A 26410-nucleotide genomic window follows, 5' to 3' on the forward strand; every position below is an offset into this window, starting at 1 on the left:
GTACGGCTCTTCTCTCTTTAACCGCACCCCGAGTCTATAGACCGGGGTGTTTTTTACGGCCTTCAAGCGGAAACGGAGGAGAAAAAACATGAATCATTTAACGGCGATGTCTGAACTGAGCGCGGCTGAAATTACAGAACTGCTGCGAGAGGCAAAAGCGATAAAAGAGGGTACAGTCCGTCCCGATCTCGCGGGAAAATTCGTTGCGAATCTGTTTTTTGAACCGAGCACGAGAACGCGGTTCAGCTTTGAAGTGGCGGAAAAAAAACTCGGGATGAACGTGCTCAGCTTAGACGGCACGAGCACAAGCGTTCAAAAAGGCGAGTCCTTATACGACACGGTCAAAACACTGGAATCAATCGGAGCGGATGCCTGCGTCATCAGGCACAGCACGGATGAATATTACAAAGATCTGACCGGCAGAGTCAATATTCCGATCTTAAACGCCGGCGACGGCTGCGGCCAGCACCCGACTCAGTCATTGCTCGATTTAATGACGATTCAAGAGGAATTTGAGACCTTTCAGGGCCTGACGGTTTCCATTCATGGCGATATCAAACACAGCAGGGTGGCAAGGTCAAATGCCGAGGTGCTGACAAGGCTCGGCGCACGTGTGCTGTTTTCCGGGCCGCCGCAGTGGCAGGATGAGAAAAACGCCTTCGGCACCTGTGTTCAGACGGATGAAGCCATACAAGCTTCAGATGTCGTCATGCTGCTCCGCATCCAAAATGAAAGGCATCAGACAGAAGCCGACCAAAAAGGCTACCTGGAAGCATACGGGCTGACCGCAAAGCGGGCGGAGAGCATGAAGCGGCATGCCATCATCATGCATCCCGCACCGGTGAACAGAGGAGTCGAAATTGACACAACATTAGTGGAATGCGGAAAATCAAGAATCTTTAAACAAATGGAAAATGGTGTGTATATCAGAATGGCGGTCTTAAAAAGAGCACTGCAAACCAATGTGAAAAGGGGAGAAGCGGCTTATGTCTTATCTCATTAAAAACGGCTGGATATTAAATGAACAGGGAGAAAAAGCGGTACAGGATATCCGGGTAACGGGTGAATTCATTTCGGAAACCGGGCTTCTGACAGCGAAAGACGGAGAAACGGTGATCGACGCTGAGGGACTGTTCGTTTCACCTGGGCTCGTAGACCTTCATGTCCACTTCAGAGAACCGGGCGGCGAGAAAAAAGAAACCATTGAGACGGGCTCTAAAGCCGCGGCGCGCGGCGGTTTTACCACAGTCGCCGCCATGCCGAATACAAGGCCGGTGCCGGATACGAAAGAGCAGATGGAATGGCTGCAAAACAGGATCAAAGAAACCTCATCTGTCAGGGTCCTTCCTTACGCATCGATTACGATCAGACAAACCGGCGAAGAGATGACAGATTTTGAGGCGCTTCATGAAGCGGGCGCATTCGCCTTCACCGATGACGGCGTCGGAGTTCAGACGGCCGGAATGATGTATGAAGCCATGAAACGGGCGGCTTCAATAAATAAAGCGATTGTCGCTCATTGTGAGGATAACTCGCTTATTTACGGCGGAAGCGTGCATGAAGGATCTTTTTCAAAAGCGAACGGCCTGAACGGCATACCTTCCATTTGTGAAGCGGTACATATCGCCCGTGACGTCCTGCTGGCGGAAGCGGCGGGCTGCCATTACCACGTGTGTCATATCAGCACGAAAGAATCCGTCAGAGCCGTAAGAGACGCAAAAAAAGCGGGAATCCGCGTGACGGCCGAAGTATCGCCGCACCACCTGCTGCTTTGTGACGAAGATATCCCGGGACTTGATACCAATTTTAAGATGAATCCGCCGCTTCGCAGCAAAGAGGACAGAGAGGCGCTGATCGAAGGGCTTTTAGACGGCACGATTGATTTCATCGCCACTGACCATGCGCCGCATACAGAAGAAGAGAAAAACACGGACATGAAGCTTGCGCCTTTCGGTATCGTCGGTTTAGAAACTGCCTTTCCGCTTCTGTACACACATTTTGTGAAAAACGGGGCGTGGACGCTGAAGCAGCTGGTTGATTTCATGACGGTAAAACCTTGCGAGGCATTCGGTCTTCCGTACGGAACGCTTGCACCGGGGGCGCCGGCTGACATCACCCTGATTGATCTGGAAAAAGAAGCGGCCATTGACAAAGATACATTTTTATCTAAAGGAAAAAATACGCCATTCAACAAGATGAAGTGCTTCGGCTGGCCTGTTGCAACGATGGCTGCCGGTAAACTTGCATACGAAGAAGGGAGACTCGTCAAATGAAAAGAAGACTAGTGCTGGAAAATGGAGCGGTATTTGAGGGTGAAGCATTCGGGAGCCTGGAGCATACCGCAGGTGAAGTCGTATTCAACACGGGAATGACCGGTTATCAGGAAATTTTATCAGACCCGTCTTACTGCGGGCAGATCGTGACGCTGACGTATCCGCTGATCGGCAACTACGGAATTAACAGAGATGACTTTGAATCCATCACTCCTTTTGTAAAAGGGCTGATCGTAAAAGAACTGTGCGAGCTGCCTTCCAACTGGCGTTCGGCTTACACGCTTGACGAGTATCTGAAAATGAAAAATATCCCCGGCTTACAAGGGATCGACACGCGAAAACTCACCAGAATGATCCGCACGGCCGGCGCATTAAAAGGAACGTTTGCTTCAAGTGAGGAGAATGTCGGAGAGGTTCTTGCAAGGCTGAAAGAAACGGAACTGCCGAGAAATCAAGTCGCTCAAGTATCGGCGAAAACGGCATATCCGAGTCCGGGCCGCGGCAAACGCATCGTGCTCGTCGATTTCGGTATGAAGCACGGCATCTTAAGAGAGTTAAACAAAAGAAAATGCGATGTCATCGTTGTACCGTACAATGTAACGGCGGAAGAAGTGCTTCAGCTCAAGCCGGACGGCATCATGCTTTCTAACGGACCCGGAGATCCGAAAGATGTGCCGGAAGCCATTGAAATGATAAAAGGCATACTCGGGAAGGTGCCGTTATTCGGAATCTGTCTCGGCCATCAATTATTTGCGCTGGCATCGGGAGCGGAAACGGAAAAAATGAAATTCGGACACAGGGGTTCCAATCATCCGGTTAAAGAGCTTGCGACAGGGAAAGTCGCTTTAACAGCCCAAAACCACGGATATACGGTTTCTTCAATAGATGAGACAGAGCTTGAAGTGACGCACATTGCGATCAATGATCAAACGATCGAAGGACTCAAGCATAAAACATTGCCGGCATTTACGGTTCAGTACCACCCTGAAGCTTCACCGGGACCGGAAGACGCCAATCACTTATTTGACAGATTCATTGACTTGATCGAAACAACTGAGAAAGAAGGGGAAGCGGTATGCCAAAACGCGTAGATATTAAAAAGATTTTAGTGATCGGATCAGGCCCGATTATTATCGGACAGGCGGCGGAATTTGATTATGCGGGCACACAGGCGTGTCTCGCTTTAAAGGAAGAAGGCTATGAAGTCATTCTCGTCAACTCGAATCCGGCAACGATTATGACGGATACGGAAATGGCTGATCGGGTATACATAGAACCGCTGACGCCGGAGTTTCTCACGCGTATTATCAGAAAAGAACGGCCGGACGCCATCCTGCCGACTCTGGGAGGACAGACCGGACTGAATCTTGCCGTCGAGCTGTCTGAACTCGGGGTTCTTGAGGAATGCGGAGTGGAAGTGCTCGGCACAAAGCTGTCCGCCATCCAGCAGGCGGAAGACCGCGACTTATTCCGTACGCTGATGAATGAGCTGAATGAACCGGTGCCGGAAAGTGAGATCATCCGCACTTTACAGGAAGCTGAGGAATTTGTCGGCCGGATCGGGTTTCCGGTTATCGTGCGCCCCGCTTACACATTAGGCGGAACGGGCGGCGGCATCTGCTCGAATGAAGCGGAACTGAAAGAGATCGTCGAAAACGGATTAAAGCTCAGTCCCGTCCATCAGTGCCTTCTGGAAAAAAGCATCGCCGGTTACAAAGAGATCGAATATGAAGTCATGAGAGACAGCAGAGATCACGCGATCGTCGTCTGCAACATGGAAAATATCGATCCGGTCGGCATCCATACGGGCGACAGCATCGTCGTTGCCCCGAGCCAGACTTTGAGCGACCGGGAATATCAGCTTTTGCGCAATGTTTCATTAAAGCTGATCCGCGCGCTCGGCATTGAAGGCGGCTGTAATGTTCAGCTCGCGCTCGATCCCGACAGCTTCCAATATTACATTATCGAAGTGAATCCGCGGGTGAGCCGCTCATCTGCCCTCGCTTCAAAAGCGACGGGTTACCCGATCGCAAAGCTTGCGGCGAAAATCGCAGTCGGGCTTTCTCTTGATGAAATGATGAACCCCGTAACGGGAAAAACATATGCGGCTTTTGAGCCCGCGCTTGACTATGTCGTTTCTAAAATCCCGCGCTGGCCGTTCGACAAATTTGAGTCGGCAAACCGCAGGCTCGGGACGCAAATGAAAGCCACCGGAGAGGTCATGGCCATCGGACGCACCCTTGAAGAATCGCTGTTAAAGGCGGTCCGCTCACTGGAAGCCGATGTCTATCACCTGGAACTGAAGGATGCGGAAGAGATTTCTGACGGGCTTTTGGAAAAACGGATCAGAAAGGCCGGAGATGAACGGCTGTTTTATCTCGCAGAAGCGTTCAGAAGAGGCTACACAGTGGAGCAACTTCATGAGTTTTCCGCAATTGACGTATTCTTTTTGCACAAGCTCTGTAAGCTGGTCGCTTTTGAAACCGAGCTGAAAGCGGAAAAAGGCAGCCTCGCCGTCCTGCAGACAGCGAAGGAACTCGGTTTCTCCGACAAATATATCAGCCGGGAATGGAATATGCCGGAACAAGAGCTGTATCAAATGCGAAAAGAAGCAGCCATCAAGCCTGTATATAAAATGGTGGATACATGCGCGGCGGAATTCGAATCAGAAACCCCGTATTTCTACAGCACATATGAGGAAGAAAACGAGTCTGAGGTAACATCAAGAAAAAGCGTCGTCGTCCTCGGCTCCGGTCCGATCCGCATCGGACAGGGCGTCGAATTTGACTATGCGACCGTTCATTCTGTCTGGGCCATCAAGCAGGCAGGTTATGAAGCGATTATTATCAACAACAACCCTGAGACGGTGTCCACTGATTTCAGCATATCAGACAAACTGTATTTTGAACCGCTGACGGTAGAAGATGTCATGCACATCATCGATTTGGAACAGCCGGAAGGCGTTGTTGTCCAATTCGGCGGCCAGACGGCGATCAACCTTGCGGAAGAATTGAGCGCCCGCGGCGTCAAAATTCTCGGTACATCACTTGAAGATTTAGACCGTGCGGAAGACCGGGATAAGTTCGAGCAGGCGCTTGAGGCGCTGAATGTGCCGCAGCCGCTCGGAAAAACCGCCGTGTCGGTGAACGAAGCGGTCAAAATCGCTGCATCCATCGGCTATCCGGTACTTGTCCGCCCTTCGTATGTGCTCGGCGGCCGGGCGATGGAAATCGTCTATCAAGAAGAAGAGCTGCTTCACTATATGAAAAATGCGGTCAAAATCAACCCGCAGCATCCGGTGTTAATCGACCGTTATCTGACGGGGAAAGAAATCGAAGTCGATGCCGTATCCGACGGCGAAACAGTCGTTATTCCGGGGATTATGGAGCATATCGAGCGGGCCGGCGTCCATTCAGGGGATTCAATCGCCGTCTATCCGCCTCAGTCTTTAAGCGGAGACATTAAGAAAAAAATCGAACAATACACTGTAGCCTTGGCAAAAGGCCTTAACATCATCGGATTGCTGAACATCCAGTTCGTACTGTCGCAAGGTGAGGTGTATGTGCTTGAGGTAAATCCGCGGTCAAGCAGAACCGTGCCGTTCTTAAGCAAAATCACTAAGATTCCGATGGCGAATCTGGCGACAAAGGTCATTCTCGGCCAAAAGCTTGCTGATTTCGGCTATCAAGAGGGGCTGCAGCCAGAACAGCAGGGGGTATTCGTGAAAGCGCCTGTCTTCTCATTCGCGAAGCTGAGAAGAGTGGATATTACGTTAGGCCCTGAAATGAAGTCGACGGGAGAGGTCATGGGCAAAGATTCAACCTTGGAAAAAGCGCTCTATAAAGCGCTGATTGCCTCTGGCATTCAAATCCCGAACTACGGCTCAGTGCTGTTGACCGTTGCTGATAAAGATAAAGAAGAAGGACTGCTGATCGCCAAGCGGTTCCACGCCATCGGCTATAAAATCTTGGCGACGGAAGGAACGGCGGCTTATTTGAAAGACGCTCAGATTCCGGCTCAAGTCGTCGGGAAAATCGGCGAAGAAGGGAAAAATCTGCTCGATGTGATCAGAAACGGCGAAGCGCAATTTGTCATCAATACGCTGACAAAGGGCAAACAGCCGGCCAGAGACGGCTTCAGAATCCGCCGCGAATCCGTTGAGAACGGAGTCGCCTGCCTGACATCTTTAGATACGGCCGAAGCCATTTTGCGGGTATTGGAAAGCATGACATTCCGGGCGGATCATATGCCTGCATCCGAAACCAATCAAAAGGCGGCAGTCACGATATGAAAAAAGCGCATTTGACTGTTCAATCCAACTTAGAAATTGCCGACCGGATTTATAAGATGGTGCTGAAAGGAGAGCTTGTCCGGCACCTTACCGAGCCGGGTCAATTTCTTCATCTGAAGGTGAGTGACGCGGTCACGCCGCTATTAAGAAGACCGCTCAGCATTGCGGACGTTAATTTCGCCGCGGATGAAGTATCCGTTATCTACAGAGCTGACGGTGAGGGAACGCGTCTTTTGTCCGGGAAAAAAGAGGGCGGCAGAATAGACGTTCTCGGCCCTCTCGGCAACGGATTTCCCGTCCGGCGGATTGAACCCGGCAAAACCGCGCTGTTAGTCGGAGGCGGAGTGGGGGTTCCGCCTTTGCAGGAACTGTCAAAGCGCCTGACGGAAAAAGGCGTAAACGTCATTCATGTGCTTGGATTTCAATCAGCAAAGGATGTTTTTTACGAACAGGAATGCCGTGCGTACGGAGACACTTATGTGGCGACGGCTGACGGAACATATGGAGAGAAAGGATTTGTCACCGATGTCATCCGTGAAAAGCAGCTCGAATTCGATGTCCTGCTAAGCTGCGGACCAACACCGATGCTGAAAGCTCTGAAGCAGCAGTACGGCCATAAAGAGGTTTATCTTTCGATGGAAGAGCGGATGGGCTGCGGCATCGGGGCCTGCTTCGCCTGCGTGTGCCGCACGGGTGAAAGCGATACATCCTATGTAAAGGTCTGCCTGGACGGGCCTGTATTTAAAGCTGAGGAGGTGGCGCTGTAATGTTAGAGGTGAATCTGCCGGGTCTCCAATTGAAAAACCCGATCATCCCCGCTTCCGGATGTTTCGGTTTCGGGAAAGAATATGCCGGATTTTACGATTTATCATGCCTCGGAGGCATTATGATTAAAGCAACGACGAACGAAGCCCGCTTCGGAAATCCGACACCGAGAGTGGCGGAGACAAGCGCGGGAATGCTGAATGCCATCGGACTGCAAAATCCCGGCCTTGAGCATGTGCTCAATCATGAGCTGCCTTGGCTCGAACAATTTGACACGCCGATTATCGCAAATGTCGCCGGTTCTCAGGTGGACGACTATAAAGAAGTGGCCGAGCACATCAGCCAAGCGCCGAATGTGCATGCGCTTGAGCTTAACATTTCATGTCCGAATGTCAAAACGGGGGGGATTGCTTTTGGTACTGATCCCGTCATGGCGGCCGAACTGACAAAAGCGGTGAAAGAAGTTTCCGCAGTGCCTGTGTATGTGAAGCTTTCGCCTAATGTCGCAAACATAACCGAAATTGCCAAAGCGATTGAAGCGGCCGGTGCTGACGGTCTGACGATGATTAATACACTCATCGGGATGAGGCTCGATCTCAAGACCGGACGGCCGATTTTAGCAAATAAAACGGGCGGACTGTCAGGCCCGGCGATCAAACCGGTCGCCATCCGGATGGTATACGAAGTCAGCCAGGCCGTTCAAATTCCGATTATCGGGATGGGCGGCGTTCAGACTGCAGAGGATGCATTAGAATTTCTTCTTGCGGGAGCGAGTGCGGTTGCCGTCGGCACGGCGAACTTCGTCAATCCGTTCGTCTGCCCGGAAATCATAGAACAGCTCCCCCGTGTGCTGCGCCAACACGGCTTTCAATCTGTAAGTGAATGCATCGGAAGGAGCTGGAAACATGAAAAACAACCTGCCCATCATCGCGCTTGATTTTGCACAAGGGGAAGAGACTTTAACGTTTTTAGACTTGTTTGAAAAGGAAAGGCTTTTTGTCAAAACGGGGATGGAACTTTTTTATCAGGAAGGCCCCGCCATCATTCACCAATTAAAAGAGCGGAACTGTGATATATTTTTAGATTTAAAGCTTCATGATATCCCGACTACGGTCAATAAAGCGATGAAGCGGCTGGCCCGCCTCGGCGTTGATCTCGTCAATGTGCATGCGGCAGGGGGCGCACGCATGATGCGCGCGGCCCTTGAGGGGCTTGAAGAAGGCACGCCGGCAGGCAGAAAACGCCCGTCTTTAATCGCGGTGACTCAGCTGACCAGCACTTCAGAGCAGGTGGCGAAGGAAGAGCTTCTGCTGCAAAAGCCGCTGTTAGAAACGGTTGTGCACTACGGCAAAATGGCGGAAGAGTGCGGGCTGGACGGAGTGGTATGTTCGGTCCATGAAACAAAAGCCATTTATGAAGCGGTCCGGCCTTCATTTCTGACAGTCACGCCGGGCATCCGCACGGCCAGTGACGCAGCTGACGATCAAGTCCGGACGGCGACTCCGTCATTTGCGAAAGAAAACGGTTCGTCAGCCATCGTCGTGGGCCGCTCAATTACAAAAGCGGAAAACCCCGTTAAAGCATATGAAGCAATTAAACTGGAATGGGAGGGCGTTCGCCGATGAAACAGGCTATCGCAAAACATCTATTACACATTGAAGCTGTCTTTTTACGTCCGAATGAGCCGTTTACGTGGGCGAGCGGCATTTTATCACCGATCTATTGTGACAACCGTCTGACATTGTCGTATCCAAAAGTGAGAAATGATGTGGCGGACGGGCTCGGCAAACTGCTGAAGGAGCATTTCCCCGAGGCGGAGATGATCGCGGGCACTGCAACGGCGGGCATTCCGCATGCTGCGCTTCTCGCAGACCGTACAGGCGCGCCGATGTGCTACGTCAGAAGCAAACCGAAAGCGCACGGCAAAGGAAATCAAATAGAAGGCGCCATTAAGAAAGGACAAAAAACAGTCGTGATTGAAGACTTGATTTCTACCGGAGGCAGCGTGCTTGAAGCTGCGGCGGCCCTTCAAAGAGAGGGCGCGGAAGTCCTCGGCGTCATTTCCATTTTTACATACGGACTGCCGAAAGCAAAAGAAGCCTTTAAAAAAGCGGGTCTTCCTTATTACTCGTTAACAGATTATGACACGCTGATTGAAGTCGCGCTTGAAAACGGAACGATTCATTCAGCTGACATTGAAAAACTGAAATCATGGAAACTGAATCCCGAGTCAAAAGATTGGTTTAAAAAATAACGACAATAAAAACAGGCCTCAGGGCCTGTTTTATTATTCCTATCAAAAAACTCGGGTTGACTTCTGTTAGAATTGTGCTAAAATTTAGTACAAATCTAAAAAGCTTATCAAGAGCGGCTGAGGGACTGGACCGATGACGCCCGGCAACCTGCGTGTATTGCAAGGTGCCGCATCCAGAAAAATGCACAGCATTTTGAAGATAAGGGCTATACCGGGTCACTGTCTTTCATTCCGCTGGATTGAAAGTTTTTTATATAAAAAAAAGATTGAGGGATAAGACAACCGGCAGAGAACAACAGCTGTTTGATTGTCTCCGGGAGGAGGAAAGAAAAAATGCTAACGTATGACACATGGGAAGAGCCGGCGATTACATTTCCGGAAGACGATTCCTATAAAGGCGCGCTGTCCGTTTTAAAATGGGCATACGGCCACTACGGAGACCAGCTTGTTTACGCGTGCAGCTTCGGGATTGAGGGCATCGTCCTGATCGATTTAATTTCTAAAGTAAAGAAAGACGCGGAAATCGTGTTTCTCGATACGGGTCTTCACTTTAAAGAAACATATGAAACGATCGAAAAAGTGAAAGAACGTTACCCGGGGCTGAACATTATCCTGAAAAAGCCCAGCCTTACTCTTGAGGAACAGGCCGAGGCTCACGGAGATAAACTGTGGGAAAGAGAACCGAACCAGTGCTGCTACATCAGAAAAATTCTGCCGTTAAGAGAAGCACTCGCAGGGCATCCGGCATGGCTGTCCGGCCTTCGCCGGGATCAAGGGCCGAGCCGGGCGAATACGAATTTCCTGAATAAAGACGACAAGTTTCAATCGATTAAAGTATGCCCGCTGATCCATTGGACATGGAAAGACATCTGGAGATATACTTCCAAGCATGAGCTGGATTACAATATCCTCCATGATCAGGGGTATCCGAGCATCGGCTGTGAACCGTGCACTTCACCTGCGTTTACCGCGGAAGATTTGCGGAGCGGCAGATGGAACGGCATGGCGAAAACCGAATGCGGACTGCATGAATAAAGGAGCTGCCCGATGGAATTAGCCGCTATTTTATTCTGTCTGTTTTTTGCCATGAATATCGGAGCCAGCGGAGCCGCGGCATCAATGGGAGTCGCTTACGGGTCCGGCGCCGTTAAAAAGAAAACATATGCGCTGATCATCTGCGCGGCCGGAGTCCTGTCAGGAGCGGTTATCGGCGGCGGTGAAGTCGTTAAGACGATCAGCGGCGGAATCATTCCCGAACAAACCATTACGCTCACCATTGTCTGCATTATAATCGGAGCGGCGGCGCTATCGTTATTCACGGCGAATGTGCTCGGCATTCCGCTGTCGACGAGTGAGGTCACTGTCGGGGCGATTGTCGGTGTCGGCGTCGCGTACAAAGTATTGTTTTTACAGCATCTTTTGGTCATCGTGATTTTTTGGGTGCTCGTACCGTTCGTCGCGTTCTGTTTCACCTTTCTCGTATCGAAGGTATTCAGTTCTCTGAATATTCGAGTCATTTCGAAACGGAAACAGAAGATTTTAGGGATTGTGCTGCTTTTTGCGGGGTTTTGGGAAGCTTTTTCAGCCGGAATGAACAATGTCGCAAATGCGGTGGGCCCTTTGGTGGCTGCGGGCGTACTCAGCGTGTCAAAAGGAACGCTGTACGGAGGCATCTTTGTCGCTCTCGGCGCTCTGCTTTTAGGACGTAAAGTGCTTGAAACCAACGGGAAAAAGATTACGAGATTTTCAGCCGGAGAAGGCATACTGCTTTCAGGAACCGGCGCGGGGCTTGTCATTATCAGTTCCGTCTTCGGTCTGCCGGTCCCATTGGCGCAAGTCACATCATCATCAATTATCGGTATCGGAATGGCCAAAAACGGGCCGAACGTTTTTCATAAAGAAGTCGTGAAAACGATGCTCAAAGTATGGGTTGTTTCGCCGTTTTTGTCACTGTCGATTTCGTATCTGCTTGTCTCCCTGCTGTTAAAAGGAGATTACTATTCCATCTTTATGATGGCCAGCGTGCTTTTGGCAGCTGGCGGAGCCGCCAGTCTGATGAAAGCCATCCGAAAAGAGAAACGCTCTGTCCATGAACAAGGCGGGGGCATTTAACTATTAATCTGAGTTTATTTATCTGTTAACTGGGAGGAATCATGTATTATGAGTTTAGCACCGCACGGAGGAACATTAATTAATCGGGTGAATGAGCAGTATGATCTTACATCCGTCCACAAAGAAATTGAGCTTGATTTGATTTCGTTCGCTGATTTAGAGCTGATCGGAATCGGGGGGTACAGCCCGATTGAAGGATTTTTCACAGAAAAAGATTACGTGTCAGTCGTTGAAAATATGCGTCTGGCATCAGGGGTTGTCTGGTCCCTGCCGATCACGCTTCCGGTCGATTCAGAAAAAGCGGCTGAGCTTGCCGTCGGCGACACGGTGAAACTGACTTACGGCGGAGAAACATACGGTGTCGTCGACATCGAAGATATTTATACGCCGGATAAACAAAAAGAAGCCGTTCACGTATATAAAACCGATGATGCCGCGCATCCGGGCGTGAAAAAATTATTTTCACGCGGCGATACGTATGTCGGCGGGCCGATCACATTAATTAAAAAAGCGTCAAAGCAGTTTCCTGAGTTTACATTTGAACCTGCCGATACAAGACGAAGCTTCGAAGAAAAGGGCTGGAAAACCATCGTCGGTTTCCAAACGAGAAATCCGGTCCACCGCGCCCACGAATATATCCAAAAAACCGCGCTTGAGACGGTTGACGGCCTGTTTTTGAACCCGCTCGTCGGTGAAACAAAATCAGATGACATTCCGGCGGATGTCAGAATGGAAAGCTACCAGGTGCTGCTCGATCATTATTATCCGAAAGACCGCGTATTCCTCGGCGTGTTTTTGGCGGCAATGCGGTATGCGGGGCCGAGAGAAGCCATTTTCCACGCGCTTGTCCGCAAAAACTACGGCTGCACGCATTTTATTGTCGGCCGCGATCATGCCGGCGTCGGTGATTACTACGGCACATATGAAGCGCAAGAGCTGTTTGATCAATTTACAGCGGATGAACTCGGGATTACACCGATGAAATTCGAGCACAGCTTCTTCTGCCAGAAATGCGGCAACATGGGAACGGCCAAAACATGCCCTCATGACAGAGAAGACCACGTCATTCTGTCAGGAACAAAGGTCAGAGAAATGCTGCGAAGCGGCGTCATGCCGCCGGCGGAATTCAGCCGTCCTGAAGTTGTCGAGGTGTTGATTAAAGGGCTGAAAACGAAAGAAGAAGCAGGCGTTTCTTAAGGAGGAAAATAGAGTGACAAATCGTGATATCGTATGGCATGAAGCCTCAATAACGAAAGAAGAATACCAGCAGAAAAACAAGCATAAAAGCTCTATCCTCTGGCTGACGGGCTTAAGCGGTTCAGGGAAATCCACAATTGCAAACGCCGCAGCGCGCGAGTTGTTTGAACAAGGCTATCAAGTCATTGTGCTTGATGGTGATAACATCCGCCACGGCTTAAACAAGGACTTAGGTTTTTCCGATGATGACCGCAAGGAAAATATACGCCGCATCGGGGAAGTGGCGAAGCTTTTCGTTCAGCAGGGAACCATCGTCATCACGGCTTTTATTTCTCCCTTCCGTGAGGACAGAGATCAGGTGAGAGAGCTTGTGGCAGAGGGCGAATTTAATGAAATCTACGTGAAATGCGACCTCGATATATGTGAAAAGCGCGATCCGAAAGGTTTATATAAAAAAGCAAGAAATGGTGAAATTCCGTTCTTTACGGGGATCGACTCACCGTATGAAGAGCCGAAAGCGCCTGAGCTCGTACTTGATTCAGGCAAATTTGAACGTGAAGAATGCACCGGAAGACTGGTTGACTTTGTGAAAAACAGCTTAGCATAATAGGTCCAAAAAGGCCGCGCAATCAGCCGGATATCCCCCGCAATGGCGGGATATGGTAAAATAGCTGAAGTGCGGCCTCGCGGCTGTTCTGGGAAGATTTCAAAACGGATCGGGGAGACATGCTATGGGGAAAGTATTTATCGTTGGAGCCGGTCCGGGAGATCCGGACTTATTAACGGTGAAGGCAATGAAAGCCATACAGAAAGCGGACGTTATATTATATGACAGATTGGTAAGCAAAGAGATTTTACAGTACGCCGGAGAAGAAGCGGATCTGATTTACTGCGGCAAGCTCCCGGATTTTCACATTATGAAACAGGATACGATCAACCGTTTCCTTGTGAAGTATGCGAAAAAGGGGAAAACCGTTGTAAGGCTCAAGGGGGGCGACCCGTTTGTTTTCGGCCGCGGAGGCGAAGAAGCGGAGGCTCTCGCACAAAACGCCATTCCGTTTGAGATCGTTCCCGGCATTACATCAGGAATCGCGGCTGCTGCTTATGCCGGCATTCCGGTGACGCACAGAGAGGCGAGCTCCAATGTTGCATTCGTTACGGGGCATTATAAACAAGAAGACGACTTTGAAGAAAAATGGAAAGCGCTGGCGACGGGCATTGATACGCTGGTGATTTATATGGGAATTAAAAATATCCGGCAGATTGAAAGAATGCTGCTGGAAAACGGCAGAGACGGCGGCACTCCGGCAGCCTTTATTCATTGGGGAACGACGGACAGGCAAAAAACAGTCGTCTGCACCGTCGGCACCCTTTCAGATACAGTGATAAAAGAAGAAATCAAAAACCCGAGCTTAATTGTTATCGGTGATGTCGTCAATTATCACTGCAAACTGGACTGGTATGCATCTGAACAGAAAAATCCGGATTTGAGCGAGGCGTTGTAAATGAAGCAGGCGATTTTATATATCGGGCACGGAAGCAGGCTGAAAAAAGCGCAGACAGAGTCGGCGGCGTTTTTAAAAGGGTGTCTGCCGCACGCTGACGCTCCCATTCAGGAAATCTGTTTTTTAGAACTGCAGGAACCGTCTATTGAAGCGGGATTTGAAGCTTGTGTCAGACAAGGCGCCACTCATATTGCGGCCGTGCCTTTGCTGCTGTTGACCGCTGCCCACGCAAAACATGACATTCCGGCTGAAATCGACCGTGCGGCGGCCCTGCATCCCGGTATAAAAGTGACATATGGTGTTCCGATCGGAGTGGACGATGAAGTCGTAAAAGCGGTCCATCATCGCATTGAAGATACCGGAGTGCCCATTGAGCAGGCGAAAGTGGTGCTGATCGGAAGAGGAAGCACAGATCCGGCCGTTAAAAACGCAGTCAGTGAGATTGCCGGAAAACTTGAGGCGATTACACCTGTTAAAGAAGTCATCCCTTGTTTTTTAACAGCATGTGACCCGCACTATAAAGAAGTGTTTGCCGGCCTTGAAGAGGATGACGGAGCACCCGTTTTTATCGTTCCATATCTTCTGTTTACCGGGCTTTTAATGACTGAGATTGAACGGGAAGTTCAAAAGCTTCAAACGATCAATCAAAATGTTCATCTCGCATCATACTTAGGTTTTCACCCGCATATTAAGCAGGCGTTTTTGAACCGTGTGACAGAAGCTGTCCGAAACCCCGGCGGTCAGTTTGATTTTAAGGGGGGACAGTATGCTGCCTCTTCACATTAATCTCAGCGGAAAAAGAATTATCATCGCGGGCGGAGGCAATGTTGCCTTAAGAAGGCTCAAAACACTGCTTCCGGAAGGCGCGGATATTACTGTAATCAGTCCTGATGTCATGCCTGAAATTAAACAGCTGGCAGATGAAGGACGTATCCGCTGGGTTTCCCGTAAAATTGAAATGAAGGATCTCGCGCCCGCTTTTTTCATCATTGCCGCGACAAATGACCGCAGCGTGAATCGGGAGATAGCCGCGGGCGCTTCTGAAACGCAGCTGGTCAATTGTGTAAGCGAGGCTGAACGGGGCAGCGTGTATATGCCGAAGATCATCCGCAAAGGGCGCATTCAAGTATCCGTATCAACAAGCGGCGCAAGCCCGGCACATACGAAAAGACTGGCTGAGGACATAAAGCCTCTCATTACTGCTGATTTGGCTGAAGAAGTGGATCGATTATTTGAGAAAAGAAGAAGATCATAAAAAACACCTTGTCTGTCATCAGGCAGGGTGTTTTTTATACTGTCCTGACAGTCCGCCGAATGTGAAAAATTCAAAACGAAAGCGGTCAGGATTGCGAAGTGATGCGGAATATGTATGTGATCCCGATGCCGCCTGGATTCCGCCCGCATACAAAGGAAAGGTCAGAGACCCGCCCGAATGTGCTCAGGTTCGGCGAGGGAAGGTGAAAGTATCCGCCGCCAAATCAGGTGTGACCGTTTTAATCATAGACGGCCCGGCGGATCAGGCAGACATGACGGGAAACTGATCAGATATTGTAAAGATGATTCTGACGGCTGGGAGAGTTTCGTCTCCGTTTATACGTAATAAAAAACACCTCCAAGCTGAGCGCGGGTTTCAGCTTGGAGGTGCGTTTATTTTTTCAGCCGTATGACAAGGTCGGCATCAGGTGTGACAAATACGGTATGCTGGCTGTCATAGGTGACAAATCCGGGCTTTGCGCCGTTTGGCTTTTTCACATGTCTGATTTTTGTATAATCAACCGGAACGGAGCCGGAATCTTTCGCTTTGGAAAAATAAGCGGCGATCGCAGCGGCCTCCAGTATGGATTGTTCATCCGGATCGCTGCTTTTAATCACAACGTGGGAACCCGGAATGTCTTTCGTGTGGAACCATAAATCATCCCTTGCGGCAGCTTTTGTCGTTAAGTACTCATTTTGTTTATTGTTTTTGCCGACAAGAATCGTCAATCCCTGTGAAGATTCATATTGCTCCAAAACAGGAACGTGCTGCTTCTGTTTTTTCTGTCCTCTCTGCTGTTTCGGCCGCAGATATTTGCCTTCCACAAGCTCTTCCCTTATTTCGTGAATATCCTTTGTGGAGGCGGAGGAGAGCTGCTGGATCAGCTGATCGAAATAAGCGATTTCCTCCTCGGCCAGACGGATCTGTTCTTTTACCACCTCGATGGAATTCTTCGCCTTTTGATACTTTGTAAAATACATCTGTGCATTTTCTGACGGTGTTTTGTTCGGATTTAAAGGGATGGTCACCGTCTTACTTTCTTCATCATAATAATTGATGACTTCCGCTTCTTTGTCACCTTTTTTCAGCATATACAAATTCGCCGTCAGCAGTTCGCCGTATAGCTGGAATTCCTTCGCATTCTCTGAGTAGTCGAGCGTCTTTTCCAGCTTTTTTATCTTATTGGCGTTCTTTTTCCGTTCATTTGCGACAAACCGCTCGAGATCCTGCGCCTGCTGTTTGACGCGGTCGCGTTCCGCTTTGCCGAAATAAAACCGGTCCAACAGCTCACTCAGTGAGTGAAAGGTGCGCTCCTCTCCGTTTACATGTGTGAGAGACAGGAGATAAAAGTATTCCTTTCCGCCGGCTGTCGTAATGTTCGGTGTAAACCTGCAATCTTTCACGGCATGGAACATTTCAAGCAGCGTCTTCGGCAGCGTTATTTTGTTAGCGAGACCCGCTCTGTGAACGGCTTCTTTTGCAAACAGCGGAGAAACACCGGAGAAATGTCTGACGATCTGCTGGTCAAGCCGTCCTTCCTGAAAACTGAGATAACGCAAAACGTCCTCTTCATCCGCGGCAAGCGGCGAAATTTTTTCCTGAGCGGGAGGAAGCTTGTAATCATATCCCGGCAGAACGGTCCGGTAGCTGTTCATCGACGGAGATAAATGTTTCAGCCCGTCGATGATGGCTCCTTCTCCGTCAGTCAGAATAATATTGCTGTGCCGTCCCATAATTTCAACATACAGCGTTCTTACGGTTTCGTCGCCGATTTCATTTCTGCTTTTTATGCGGAATATCATAATCCGGTCTAATCCGGCCTGCTCTATTTTCTCAATAAATCCGCCTTCTATATGCTTTCTGAGCAGCATACAAAACATCGGCGGCTCGCTCGGATTTTCATAGGCCTGGTTTGTCATGTGCACCCGTGAATAGCTCGGGTGCGCCGACAATAATAATTTGTGGTTTTTTCCGTTGGCGCGGATATGGAATATCACATCGTGCTTAAAAGGCTGATGGACTCTCGTGATCCGGCCTCCGGCAATCCGGCTGTTTAATTCATGTGTCATTCCGTATGTAAACATGCCATCAAAAGACATATAAAACACCCTTTCCTTCTTCCTGCATTCGATAATTATAGCATGAAAAGGGGCGAGTCAGAATAAGCTTGTTTACAGAGTGACATCTCTAAAGCGAGGCAGGGGAGTGGACGAGAAGAATGAAGTTTCATGAAATGGGACAAACCGATTTGCTGAAAGCAACAAATACGTCCATTAAACAGGGGTTGACCGAAAAAGAGGTGAAAAAACGCCTTGAAAAGCACGGGCCGAACGAGCTTCAGGAGGGCAAGAGGACACCGGCGATCGCCGTGTTTTTCGCCCAATTTAAAGATTTTATGGTGCTCGTGCTGCTGGCGGCAACCTTAATATCCGGGTTTTTAGGCGAATATGTAGATGCCGTAGCGATTATGGCGATTGTATTTGTCAATGGGGTTCTCGGTTTTTTTCAAGAGCGGCGGGCGGAAAAGTCTTTACATGCATTAAAAGAGCTGTCAACGCCGTATGTGTCAGCGTTGCGGGACGGGAGCTGGAAGAAAATTCAGTCCAAGGAGCTCGTTCCCGGCGATATCATGAAATTTTCAAGCGGCGACCGGATTGGCGCGGATGTGCGGATCGTTGAAGCGAAAAGCCTTGAAATTGAGGAATCGGCGCTGACCGGGGAATCAATTCCGGTGGTTAAACAAGCCGATAAATTGAGAAAGCCGGATGTTTCGTTAGGCGACATCAGCAATATGGCGTTTATGGGTACGATCGTAACGCGCGGCAGCGGTGTCGGCGTCGTCGTCGGTACAGGAATGAATACGGCAATGGGGAAAATTGCCGATATGCTGGAATCCGCCGGCAGCCTTTCAACACCGCTGCAGCGAAGACTTGAAGAGCTCGGCAAAATTTTAATTATCGTCGCGCTCCTTTTAACGGTATTGGTCGTTGCAGTCGGCGTCTTACAGGGACATGATCTTTACAGCATGTTTTTGGCCGGGGTGTCATTGGCCGTCGCCGCGATTCCGGAAGGGCTTCCCGCCATTGTTACGGTGGCATTATCAATCGGCGTCCAGCGCATGATCAAACAAAAATCAATTGTCAGAAAGCTCCCGGCGGTTGAAACATTGGGCTGCGCCTCTGTCATTTGTTCTGATAAAACCGGCACGCTGACACAAAACAAAATGACCGTCACCCATATGTGGTCAGGCGGAAAAATTTATAAAGTGTCGGGCATCGGCTATGTGCCGGAGGGCGTTTTCACTCGCGATGAGCGGGAAATCAAGCCGAAAGATGAGAAGATTCTTGAACAGATGCTGGTTTTCGGCGCGTTGTGCAACACATCTGAAATCGCACTGAAAGACGGCCGTTATGTACTCGACGGTGATCCGACAGAAGGCGCGCTGCTGACGGCTGCAAGAAAGGGCGGCTATTCAAACGATTGGCTCAGCGGGCAATACCGCGTGGTTGCCGAGTTTCCGTTTGACTCCGTCCGCAAAATGATGACCGTCATTGTAGAGGATAAGGAAAAAAAGCAGTTCGTCATCACTAAAGGAGCGCCCGATGTGCTGATTGACCGCTCGTCACATCTGATGCACGGCGCAAGAAGTACGCCTTTTTCAGGAGAAAAGAAAGCAGAAACGGAAGCGGTTCTGAAAGAGCTGGCGTCGCAAGCTTTGCGTACGATCGCGATTGCTTATAAACCGCTTAAGGCCGGAGAAAAGCCGACAATGGAGCAGGCGGAAAAAAATCTGACGATGCTCGGCTTGTCAGGCATGATTGATCCGCCCCGTCCGGAGGTCAGACAGGCCATTAAAGAATGCCGTGAGGCCGGCATTAAAACGGTTATGATCACAGGGGATCACGTCGAAACGGCAAAGGCCATTGCAAAAGATTTGCGTCTTCTTCCGAAAAAGGGGCGTGTGATGGACGGCAAGACGCTGAATGAGCTTACGGACAAAGAACTTATCGAAACGGTCGATGATGTCTACGTCTTCGCACGCGTGTCACCTGAACATAAATTGAAAATCGTCAAAGCGTTTCAGGAAAACGGACACGTCGTCGCCATGACGGGAGACGGGGTTAATGACGCGCCGGCCATAAAGCAGGCAGATATCGGTGTTGCCATGGGCGTGACGGGAACGGATGTGGCAAAGGAAGCCTCTTCTCTCATTCTGGTGGATGATAACTTTGCTACGATTAAATCAGCCATAAAAGAGGGACGGAATATCTATGAAAATATAAGAAAATTCGTCCGGTATTTGCTCGCCTCCAACGTCGGTGAAATTTTAGTGATGCTGTTTGCGATGCTTCTCGCTCTGCCGCTGCCGCTCGTCCCGATTCAGATATTGTGGGTGAACTTAGTCACTGACGGGCTGCCGGCGATGGCCCTCGGTATGGATCAGCCGGAAGGAGACCTGATGAGGCGGAAGCCGCGGCATCCGAAAGAAGGAGTGTTTGCGAGAAAACTGGGCTGGAAAGTCGTATCAAGAGGGTTTTTAATCGGAGCCGCAACCATTTTTGCGTTTATCATCGTCTATCACCGCAATCCTGAAAATCTGCCCTACGCACAGACCGTCGCATTCGCGACTCTTGTCCTGGCTCAGCTTATACACGTGTTTGACTGCCGGAGCGAAACGTCTGTTTTCTCCCGGAATCCGTTTGAAAATATCTATCTGCTCGGCGCCATCATTTCTTCTGTCTTCCTGATGGTCATCGTCATCTATTATCCGCCGCTGCAGCCGATTTTCAAAACAGTGCCGATTACGCCGGGCGATTGGATGCTGATTATCGGTATGTCTGGCATACCTACTTTTTTGCTGGCGGGTTCACTTTTGACAAGAAAAAAATAATTCCATATGATATAATCTTAGGGGTAATAGCATGTCTATTGCCCTTTTATTTTGATAACGGGAAAGAATTGGGTGTTTCATATGATACGGAGTATGACAGGCTTCGGCAGCGCAAGCAGCACAAAAGGCGATCTCTCGGCAACCGTTGAATTGAAATCCGTCAATTACCGGTTCAAAGAAGTGAACGCCCGCCTGCCACGGCCTTTGCTATATGTAGAGGATAAGCTGAAACAAACGATATTGCAGCATATACAGCGCGGAAGAGTAGAGCTGTTTCTCACTGTAAACAGTGACGCGCTCATAAAAAGAAGCCTGAACATCGATTGGGAGCTCCTTGATGAATATGTGAGCGCCGCACGCGCGATGAAAGAGCGCTACAGCCTGGCCGCAGAACCCGATGCAATGGATTTCTTTAGATTTGAACATATTGCGCAGATTCACGAAGAACAGATGCGTGATGACAAGCTTGAAGAAGTCATCAGGGAAGCCGCTGAGCTGGCTGTAAAGGAACTTTGTGACATGAGGGAAAAAGAAGGCCGGCTTTTGGCGGAAGACTGCTTTCTGCACATTGAGCGGCTTGAGACGCTGTCCGAACAGGTGAAAGAGCGCGCTTCGGCCGTTGTTATTCAATACCGCGAGCGTCTTTACGCCCGAATGAAGGATTGGACGGAGGACGCGCTCGACGAAAGCAGGCTGATCACGGAATGCGCCATTTTCGCCGATCGTTCTGATATAACGGAAGAAATTACCAGATTAAAGAGCCATTTTGTTCAATTCCGTGATATATTAAAAGAAGGCGGGGCAGTCGGCCGCAAACTTGATTTCCTTGTTCAGGAGCTTAACCGGGAAGCGAACACGATCGGCTCAAAAGCCAATGATCATCAAATCACAAAGCTTGTCGTTGAAATGAAAAGTTCTATTGAAAAATTGAAGGAACAAGTGCAAAATATAGAATAGCGACTGTGCGTATTGTTTACAGACGGTCTCTTCAGGTTACACTAGAGACGTCTATTTTACAGGGGGAACGTAGAAGATGACGATTAAACTGATTAATATCGGATTTGGCAATATCATCTCCGCCAATCGGATGATTTCGATTGTCAGCCCGGAGTCTGCGCCAATAAAGCGAATGATCCAGGATGCAAGAGACCGCGGAATGCTAATAGACGCTACATACGGACGAAGAACCCGTGCAGTTGTCGTCATGGATAGTGATCACATTATCTTATCTGCCGTCCAGCCTGAGACAGTTGCACACAGACTTTCTGTGAAAGAAGAAATTATGGATGAAGGGCAGGGGTAATTGCCGCATGAAAGAAAGAGGGTTATTAATCGTTCTCTCAGGTCCCTCCGGAGTTGGAAAAGGAACGGTTCGGCAAGCAATATTTTCACAAGAGGACACGAAATTTGAATACTCAATTTCAGTCACGACGAGAAACCCGAGAGAGGGCGAGGTCGACGGCGTCGATTATTTCTTTAAATCCAGAGAAGAATTCGAACGCATGATTGAAAACAACAAACTGCTTGAGTGGGCAGAATATGTCGGCAACTATTACGGAACGCCCGTTGATTATGTCGAACAGACGCTTCAAGAAGGAAAAGACGTCTTCTTAGAGATTGAAGTGCAGGGCGCGCTCCAAGTGCGGAATGCATTTCCGGAAGGCCTGTTTATCTTCTTAGCGCCGCCGAGTCTTTCTGAGCTGAAAAACAGAATCGTGACAAGAGGGACTGAAACCGACGATTTAATCGAAAACAGAATGAATGCCGCAAAAGCTGAAATCGAAATGATGGACGCGTATGATTATGTCGTTGAAAACGACGATATCCAAACGGCTTGTGATAAGATTAACGCAATCGTTCTCGCCGAGCACTTAAAACGTGAACGCGTCGCTCCGAGATATAAGAAAATGCTGGAGGTAGAATAACTTATGTTAGATCCGTCAATTGACTCTTTAATGAATAAATTAGATTCTAAATATACGCTGGTGACTGTGTCTGCAAGACGCGCGCGTGAAATGCAGATCAAAAAGGACCAGCAGATTGAACATACCATTTCTCACAAATATGTAGGCAAAGCTTTAGAAGAAATTGACGCGGGCCTGCTTTCGTTTGAAAGAGAAGACAGCGAATAACAAGCACACGTAGCAACCTATCTCTACATAGGTTGTTATTTTTTTCCGTTTGGGATTTGTCCAATGCTTTCATAAAGGGGAGAAGACTTCATGAAAAACCGAAACATTTTGCTATGCGTAAGCGGGGGAATTGCCGTTTATAAAGCTTCCGCACTCACGAGCAAGCTGGTTCAGGCCGGCGCAAACGTCAAAGTGATTATGACTGAGTCCGCGCGTGAGTTTGTTTCTCCGCTGACATTTCAGGCGCTGAGCCGGAATGAAGTGTATACAGATACATTTAATGAACAGAATCCGAAGGTGATTTCTCATATTGATGCCGCTGACTGGGCGGATTTAATTATTGTCGCGCCCGCTACGGCAAATATCATCGGCAAGCTTGCCAACGGAATTGCTGATGATATGCTCACAACGACGGTGCTGGCGGCTGAGGCCCCAGTCTGGGTGGCGCCTGCGATGAATGTCCATATGTATGATCATCCGGCGGTGAAACGGAACATCTCTGTGCTTTATCAGGACGGGGTCCGCTTTATCGAGCCGAGTGAAGGCTATTTGGCATGCGGATATGTCGGCAAAGGAAGGCTGGAGGAGCCGGAGCTTATTGTTGAGCGTGTCAGTGAGCATTTTAAGGAGCCTGAAGACGATGCGCCGCTGAAAGGAAAACATATTGTCATTACGGCCGGTCCGACGCGCGAAGCCGTGGACCCTGTCCGCTTCTTCACAAATAAATCCACCGGCAAAATGGGCTACGCTGCTGCTGAAGCCGCCGTCCGTCTCGGGGCGCGGGTGACGCTGATTTCAGGCCCGGTGTCAATAGAGCCGCCAGTCGGGCTGTATCAGTTTCTTCCTGTGCAATCGGCAGCTGATATGAGAGAAGCCGTGCTTTCTGTGTTTGATTCATGCGACATGGTGATTAAGACGGCGGCCGTGGCCGATTTTACGCCGGCGGCTGTTTCTGATCACAAAATGAAGAAGAAAGACGGTTCGCTCGTGATCGAATTCAACCGTACAGCAGACATACTGAAAGAACTCGGCGAACGGAAAACACACCAGCTGCTGGTCGGATTTGCGGCTGAAACGCAAGACGTCGAACGCTATGCGCGCAGAAAACTCGAACAGAAAAACCTTGATATGATCGTTGCGAATGATGTGAAAGCGGAAGGGGCCGGATTTGGCACGGATACGAATGTCGTCACCTTCTATTTCCGGGACGGAAGAAAACGGGAGCTTGCGCTTATGTCTAAACTTGACGTTTCCTTTGAAATGCTGAAGGAAATGACCGCTTTGAAAGCCGAGGACCGAAAACCCGTATGAATGTAGCAGAAGTCATTGTCGATGTCAGCTCCAAAAACATTGACAGACCCTTTGATTACAAAATTCCCGATCATTTAAAAGGGATGATCGAAGTCGGCATGCGGGTGATTGTCCCGTTTGGCCCGCGCAAGCTTCAAGGATTTGTGACCGGTTTGAAAGATTCGTCCGAATTAAACGGCGGCTCAATGAAGGAAGTCGAGAAGCTTCTTGATTTGACGCCAGTTCTGACTGAGGAACTGATGCAGCTGTCTTCATGGCTTTCTGACAAAACGCTGTCGTTTAAAATCACGGCGCTTCAGGCAATGCTGCCCGCCGCACTGAAGGCGAAGTACGAGAAAGAGCTGAAAGTCGTTGACGAAGAAGCGCTGACCCCGGACATCAAACAGCTTTTCAGGAATCAAAAAAGTCTTCTGTACTCGGATATTACCGATGAAAGCATTCTTTCGTCACTTCAGAAATTCGTGCGTAAAGGAAGCATTGATGTCACATATAAAGTCGCCCAAAAAACGAATAAAAAAATGATCCGCATGATCGAAGCGGGGGCAGACAAAGAAGAACTCGCCCGGCACGCAGATTCATTGACAAAGCAGGCTTCTAAACAGCTCGCCGTGCTTACTTATTTTATCGGCGGGGGAGAAAAGATTTCCGCGGCTGAACTTTGCAAAAAGACCGATTCCAGTTCTGCGACGCTGAAAACGCTTCTTAAAAAGGGGCTCCTTACGGAAAGCTTCGAGGAGGTTTACCGCGATCCTTATCAGGACAGAATGTTCAAAAAAACAGAGCCGCTCTCTCTTACAGAAGAGCAGCAGGCCGCTTTTGAGCCGATTAAACAAGCCGTAGCCGACCATGTCCACCACGTCTTTCTGCTTCACGGCGTCACGGGAAGCGGCAAAACGGAAATTTACCTGCAATCCATTGAAAAAGTGCTGGCAAAAGGACAAGAAGCCATCGTGCTCGTTCCGGAAATCTCGTTGACACCGCAAATGGTCAACCGTTTTAAAGGCCGCTTCGGCTCACAGGTTGCGGTCATGCACAGCGGATTATCCACAGGTGAAAAATACGATGAATGGCGGAAGATTCAGCGCAAGGAAGTCCGGCTTGTCGTCGGAGCCAGATCGGCCATCTTTGCCCCGTTTGAAAATCTCGGCATGATCATTATTGATGAAGAGCACGAATCTTCCTATAAGCAGGAGGAAATGCCGCGGTATCATGCAAAGGACGTAGCCATCCGCCGGGCCGAGCATCACAGCTGTCCGGTCGTCCTCGGGAGCGCCACGCCGACATTGGAGTCATTTGCGCGGGCGAAAAAAGGCGTTTATGAGCTGCTTCCATTAAAACATCGCGTAAACCGCCAGCTCATGCCTGACGTTTCTCTCGTTGATATGAGAGAAGAACTGAGAAACGGCAACAGATCAATGTTTTCAAGAGAGCTGATGGAACAGCTGGAAGAGAAGCTTGCAAAAAAAGAGCAGGCCGTCCTTTTTCTGAATAAACGGGGGTATTCCTCGTTTGTGATGTGCCGGGATTGCGGTTATGTGCCGCAATGTCCGCATTGCGACATTTCCATGACTTATCACCGCTACGGGCAAAGGCTGAAATGCCATTACTGCGGCCATGAGGAACCTGTCCCGGGAACATGCCCGGAATGCGGCAGCGAACATATCCGCTTTTTCGGCACGGGCACGCAGCGTGTGGAGGAGGAGCTTACCAAAGTGCTGCCTCAGGCGCGTGTGATCAGGATGGATGTGGATACCACTTCAAGAAAAGGCGCCCATGAAAAATTGTTGTCAGCGTTCGGTGAAGGGAAGGCGGATATCCTGCTCGGTACGCAGATGATCGCAAAAGGGCTTGATTTTCCGAACGTGACGCTTGTCGGAGTATTAAGCGCAGATACGACGCTTCACATCCCAGATTTCAGGGCCGCGGAGAAGACATTCCAGCTGCTGACGCAGGTAAGCGGACGGGCCGGGCGGCATGAAAAGCCGGGAACGGTGGTCATTCAAACGTATACACCGTCTCATTACAGCATTCAGCTGACGAAAACGCACGACTATGAAACTTTTTTTCAGCAGGAAATGGCGCACAGACGGGCCCAGTCATATCCGCCGTATTATTACGTGGCGCTGGTGACCGTTTCTCATGAAGAAGCGGCAAAAGCCGCGGTCACCGCAGAAAAGATTACAAACTATTTAAGAGCGGGATGCGGGCCTGATACGAAAATTCTCGGGCCGGCGGCTTCCCCGATTGCCAGGATCAAAGATAGATATCGCTATCAATGCGTGATAAAATACAGACAGGAAAACGAGTTGCAGATTCAGTTGAAAAAGATACTGGAGCACTATAAACGCGACATCGCGCAAAAGCATGTAATGATTTCAATCGATATGAATCCGTACATGCTGATGTAACATTAGTTTTTGGAGG

The 26410-nt window shown here is 49.5% G+C and carries 24 protein-coding genes and 1 riboswitch; of the genes, 23 read left to right on the forward strand and 1 reads right to left on the reverse strand.

All coding sequences use genetic code 11. The features are described 5' to 3' along the window. Window positions 1-88: 88 nt before the first annotated feature. The 16 genes from VP472_RS07690 to VP472_RS07765 all read left to right on the forward strand — a co-directional run bounded on the left by VP472_RS07690 (window position 89) and on the right by VP472_RS07765 (window position 15938). Window positions 89-1003: an aspartate carbamoyltransferase catalytic subunit gene (locus tag VP472_RS07690; RefSeq protein ID WP_061890587.1), complete on the forward strand. Its 915-nt coding sequence runs from the start codon at window positions 89-91 to the stop codon at window positions 1001-1003. Continuing rightward, complete coding sequence (locus VP472_RS07695) at window positions 987-2273, forward strand: dihydroorotase (RefSeq protein ID WP_071391857.1); 1287 nt, start codon at window positions 987-989, stop codon at window positions 2271-2273. The genes VP472_RS07690 and VP472_RS07695 overlap by 17 nt, the downstream gene beginning before the upstream one ends. Continuing rightward, window positions 2270-3364, forward strand: a complete 1095-nt coding sequence (locus VP472_RS07700; RefSeq protein WP_007409730.1) for a carbamoyl phosphate synthase small subunit — start codon at window positions 2270-2272, stop codon at window positions 3362-3364. The genes VP472_RS07695 and VP472_RS07700 overlap by 4 nt, the downstream gene beginning before the upstream one ends. Further along, window positions 3349-6564, forward strand: a complete 3216-nt coding sequence (gene carB / locus VP472_RS07705; RefSeq protein ID WP_146276734.1) for a carbamoyl-phosphate synthase (glutamine-hydrolyzing) large subunit — start codon at window positions 3349-3351, stop codon at window positions 6562-6564. The genes VP472_RS07700 and carB overlap by 16 nt, the downstream gene beginning before the upstream one ends. Then, a complete protein-coding gene (locus VP472_RS07710; protein ID WP_003154380.1) occupies window positions 6561-7331 on the forward strand; it encodes a dihydroorotate dehydrogenase electron transfer subunit in 771 nt (256 codons plus the stop codon). Before carB ends, VP472_RS07710 begins: the two co-directional genes overlap by 4 nt. Beyond that, window positions 7331-8266 carry a dihydroorotate dehydrogenase gene (locus VP472_RS07715; RefSeq protein ID WP_003154377.1) on the forward strand — a complete coding sequence of 312 codons (936 nt, stop codon included), beginning with the start codon at window positions 7331-7333 and terminating at the stop codon, window positions 8264-8266. Before VP472_RS07710 ends, VP472_RS07715 begins: the two co-directional genes overlap by 1 nt. After that, window positions 8235-8954 (forward strand): orotidine-5'-phosphate decarboxylase, encoded by a 720-nt coding sequence (gene pyrF, locus VP472_RS07720; RefSeq protein WP_146276736.1) that lies wholly within the window; start codon window positions 8235-8237, stop codon window positions 8952-8954. Before VP472_RS07715 ends, pyrF begins: the two co-directional genes overlap by 32 nt. Then, entirely contained in the window at window positions 8951-9583 is a 633-nt protein-coding gene (pyrE, locus tag VP472_RS07725; RefSeq protein WP_007611309.1) for an orotate phosphoribosyltransferase, read from the forward strand. Before pyrF ends, pyrE begins: the two co-directional genes overlap by 4 nt. A 101-nt stretch (window positions 9584-9684) precedes the next feature. Further along, a riboswitch (SAM riboswitch) is annotated at window positions 9685-9789 on the forward strand. 127 nt (window positions 9790-9916) lie between these two features. Next, window positions 9917-10618: a phosphoadenylyl-sulfate reductase gene (locus tag VP472_RS07730; protein WP_003154369.1), complete on the forward strand. Its 702-nt coding sequence runs from the start codon at window positions 9917-9919 to the stop codon at window positions 10616-10618. 12 nt (window positions 10619-10630) lie between these two features. After that, entirely contained in the window at window positions 10631-11695 is a 1065-nt protein-coding gene (locus tag VP472_RS07735; protein WP_003154367.1) for a sulfate permease, read from the forward strand. Window positions 11696-11743: 48 nt separating this feature from the next. Further along, a complete protein-coding gene (gene sat, locus VP472_RS07740) occupies window positions 11744-12892 on the forward strand; it encodes a sulfate adenylyltransferase (protein WP_024085289.1) in 1149 nt (382 codons plus the stop codon). Between the two features lie 13 nt (window positions 12893-12905). Next, window positions 12906-13499 (forward strand): adenylyl-sulfate kinase, encoded by a 594-nt coding sequence (gene cysC / locus VP472_RS07745; protein ID WP_003154363.1) that lies wholly within the window; start codon window positions 12906-12908, stop codon window positions 13497-13499. Window positions 13500-13623: 124 nt separating this feature from the next. Next, window positions 13624-14397, forward strand: a complete 774-nt coding sequence (gene cobA, locus VP472_RS07750) for a uroporphyrinogen-III C-methyltransferase (RefSeq protein ID WP_077722182.1) — start codon at window positions 13624-13626, stop codon at window positions 14395-14397. Next, on the forward strand, window positions 14398-15183 hold the full coding sequence (locus VP472_RS07755) for a sirohydrochlorin chelatase (RefSeq protein WP_146276740.1): 786 nt from the start codon (window positions 14398-14400) through the stop codon (window positions 15181-15183). Continuing rightward, window positions 15164-15652 carry a precorrin-2 dehydrogenase/sirohydrochlorin ferrochelatase family protein gene (locus tag VP472_RS07760; protein WP_146276742.1) on the forward strand — a complete coding sequence of 163 codons (489 nt, stop codon included), beginning with the start codon at window positions 15164-15166 and terminating at the stop codon, window positions 15650-15652. The genes VP472_RS07755 and VP472_RS07760 overlap by 20 nt, the downstream gene beginning before the upstream one ends. Further along, a complete protein-coding gene (locus tag VP472_RS07765) occupies window positions 15630-15938 on the forward strand; it encodes a hypothetical protein (RefSeq protein ID WP_225979751.1) in 309 nt (102 codons plus the stop codon). Before VP472_RS07760 ends, VP472_RS07765 begins: the two co-directional genes overlap by 23 nt. Before the next feature lie 106 nt (window positions 15939-16044). Here the strand turns inward: VP472_RS07765 and VP472_RS07770 are convergent, their stop codons facing one another. Next, complete coding sequence (locus VP472_RS07770; protein ID WP_146276744.1) at window positions 16045-17751, reverse strand: Rqc2 family fibronectin-binding protein; 1707 nt, start codon at window positions 17749-17751, stop codon at window positions 16045-16047. Window positions 17752-17870: 119 nt separating this feature from the next. Here VP472_RS07770 and VP472_RS07775 point away from each other — a divergent pair, with 119 nt between their 5' ends. From VP472_RS07775 to priA, 7 genes are all read left to right on the forward strand, one after another. Further along, window positions 17871-20543 carry a calcium-translocating P-type ATPase, SERCA-type gene (locus VP472_RS07775; RefSeq protein WP_146276746.1) on the forward strand — a complete coding sequence of 891 codons (2673 nt, stop codon included), beginning with the start codon at window positions 17871-17873 and terminating at the stop codon, window positions 20541-20543. An 81-nt stretch (window positions 20544-20624) separates the two neighbouring features. Continuing rightward, entirely contained in the window at window positions 20625-21500 is an 876-nt protein-coding gene (locus VP472_RS07780) for a YicC/YloC family endoribonuclease (RefSeq protein ID WP_146276748.1), read from the forward strand. A 76-nt stretch (window positions 21501-21576) separates the two neighbouring features. After that, a complete protein-coding gene (remA, locus tag VP472_RS07785; protein WP_003154355.1) occupies window positions 21577-21846 on the forward strand; it encodes an extracellular matrix/biofilm regulator RemA in 270 nt (89 codons plus the stop codon). Between the two features lie 7 nt (window positions 21847-21853). Next, window positions 21854-22468, forward strand: a complete 615-nt coding sequence (gene gmk, locus VP472_RS07790) for a guanylate kinase (protein ID WP_146276750.1) — start codon at window positions 21854-21856, stop codon at window positions 22466-22468. A gap of 3 nt (window positions 22469-22471) precedes the next feature. Continuing rightward, window positions 22472-22675 carry a DNA-directed RNA polymerase subunit omega gene (rpoZ, locus tag VP472_RS07795; RefSeq protein WP_003154346.1) on the forward strand — a complete coding sequence of 68 codons (204 nt, stop codon included), beginning with the start codon at window positions 22472-22474 and terminating at the stop codon, window positions 22673-22675. Between the two features lie 90 nt (window positions 22676-22765). After that, a complete protein-coding gene (coaBC, locus tag VP472_RS07800) occupies window positions 22766-23986 on the forward strand; it encodes a bifunctional phosphopantothenoylcysteine decarboxylase/phosphopantothenate--cysteine ligase CoaBC (RefSeq protein ID WP_070081806.1) in 1221 nt (406 codons plus the stop codon). Further along, window positions 23983-26394 (forward strand): primosomal protein N', encoded by a 2412-nt coding sequence (gene priA / locus VP472_RS07805; RefSeq protein WP_014304990.1) that lies wholly within the window; start codon window positions 23983-23985, stop codon window positions 26392-26394. Before coaBC ends, priA begins: the two co-directional genes overlap by 4 nt. Window positions 26395-26410: the final 16 nt, after the last annotated feature.

This window comes from Bacillus sp. MT(2024) (genome assembly GCF_036362845.1).
GTDB lineage: Bacteria > Bacillota > Bacilli > Bacillales > Bacillaceae > Bacillus > Bacillus velezensis.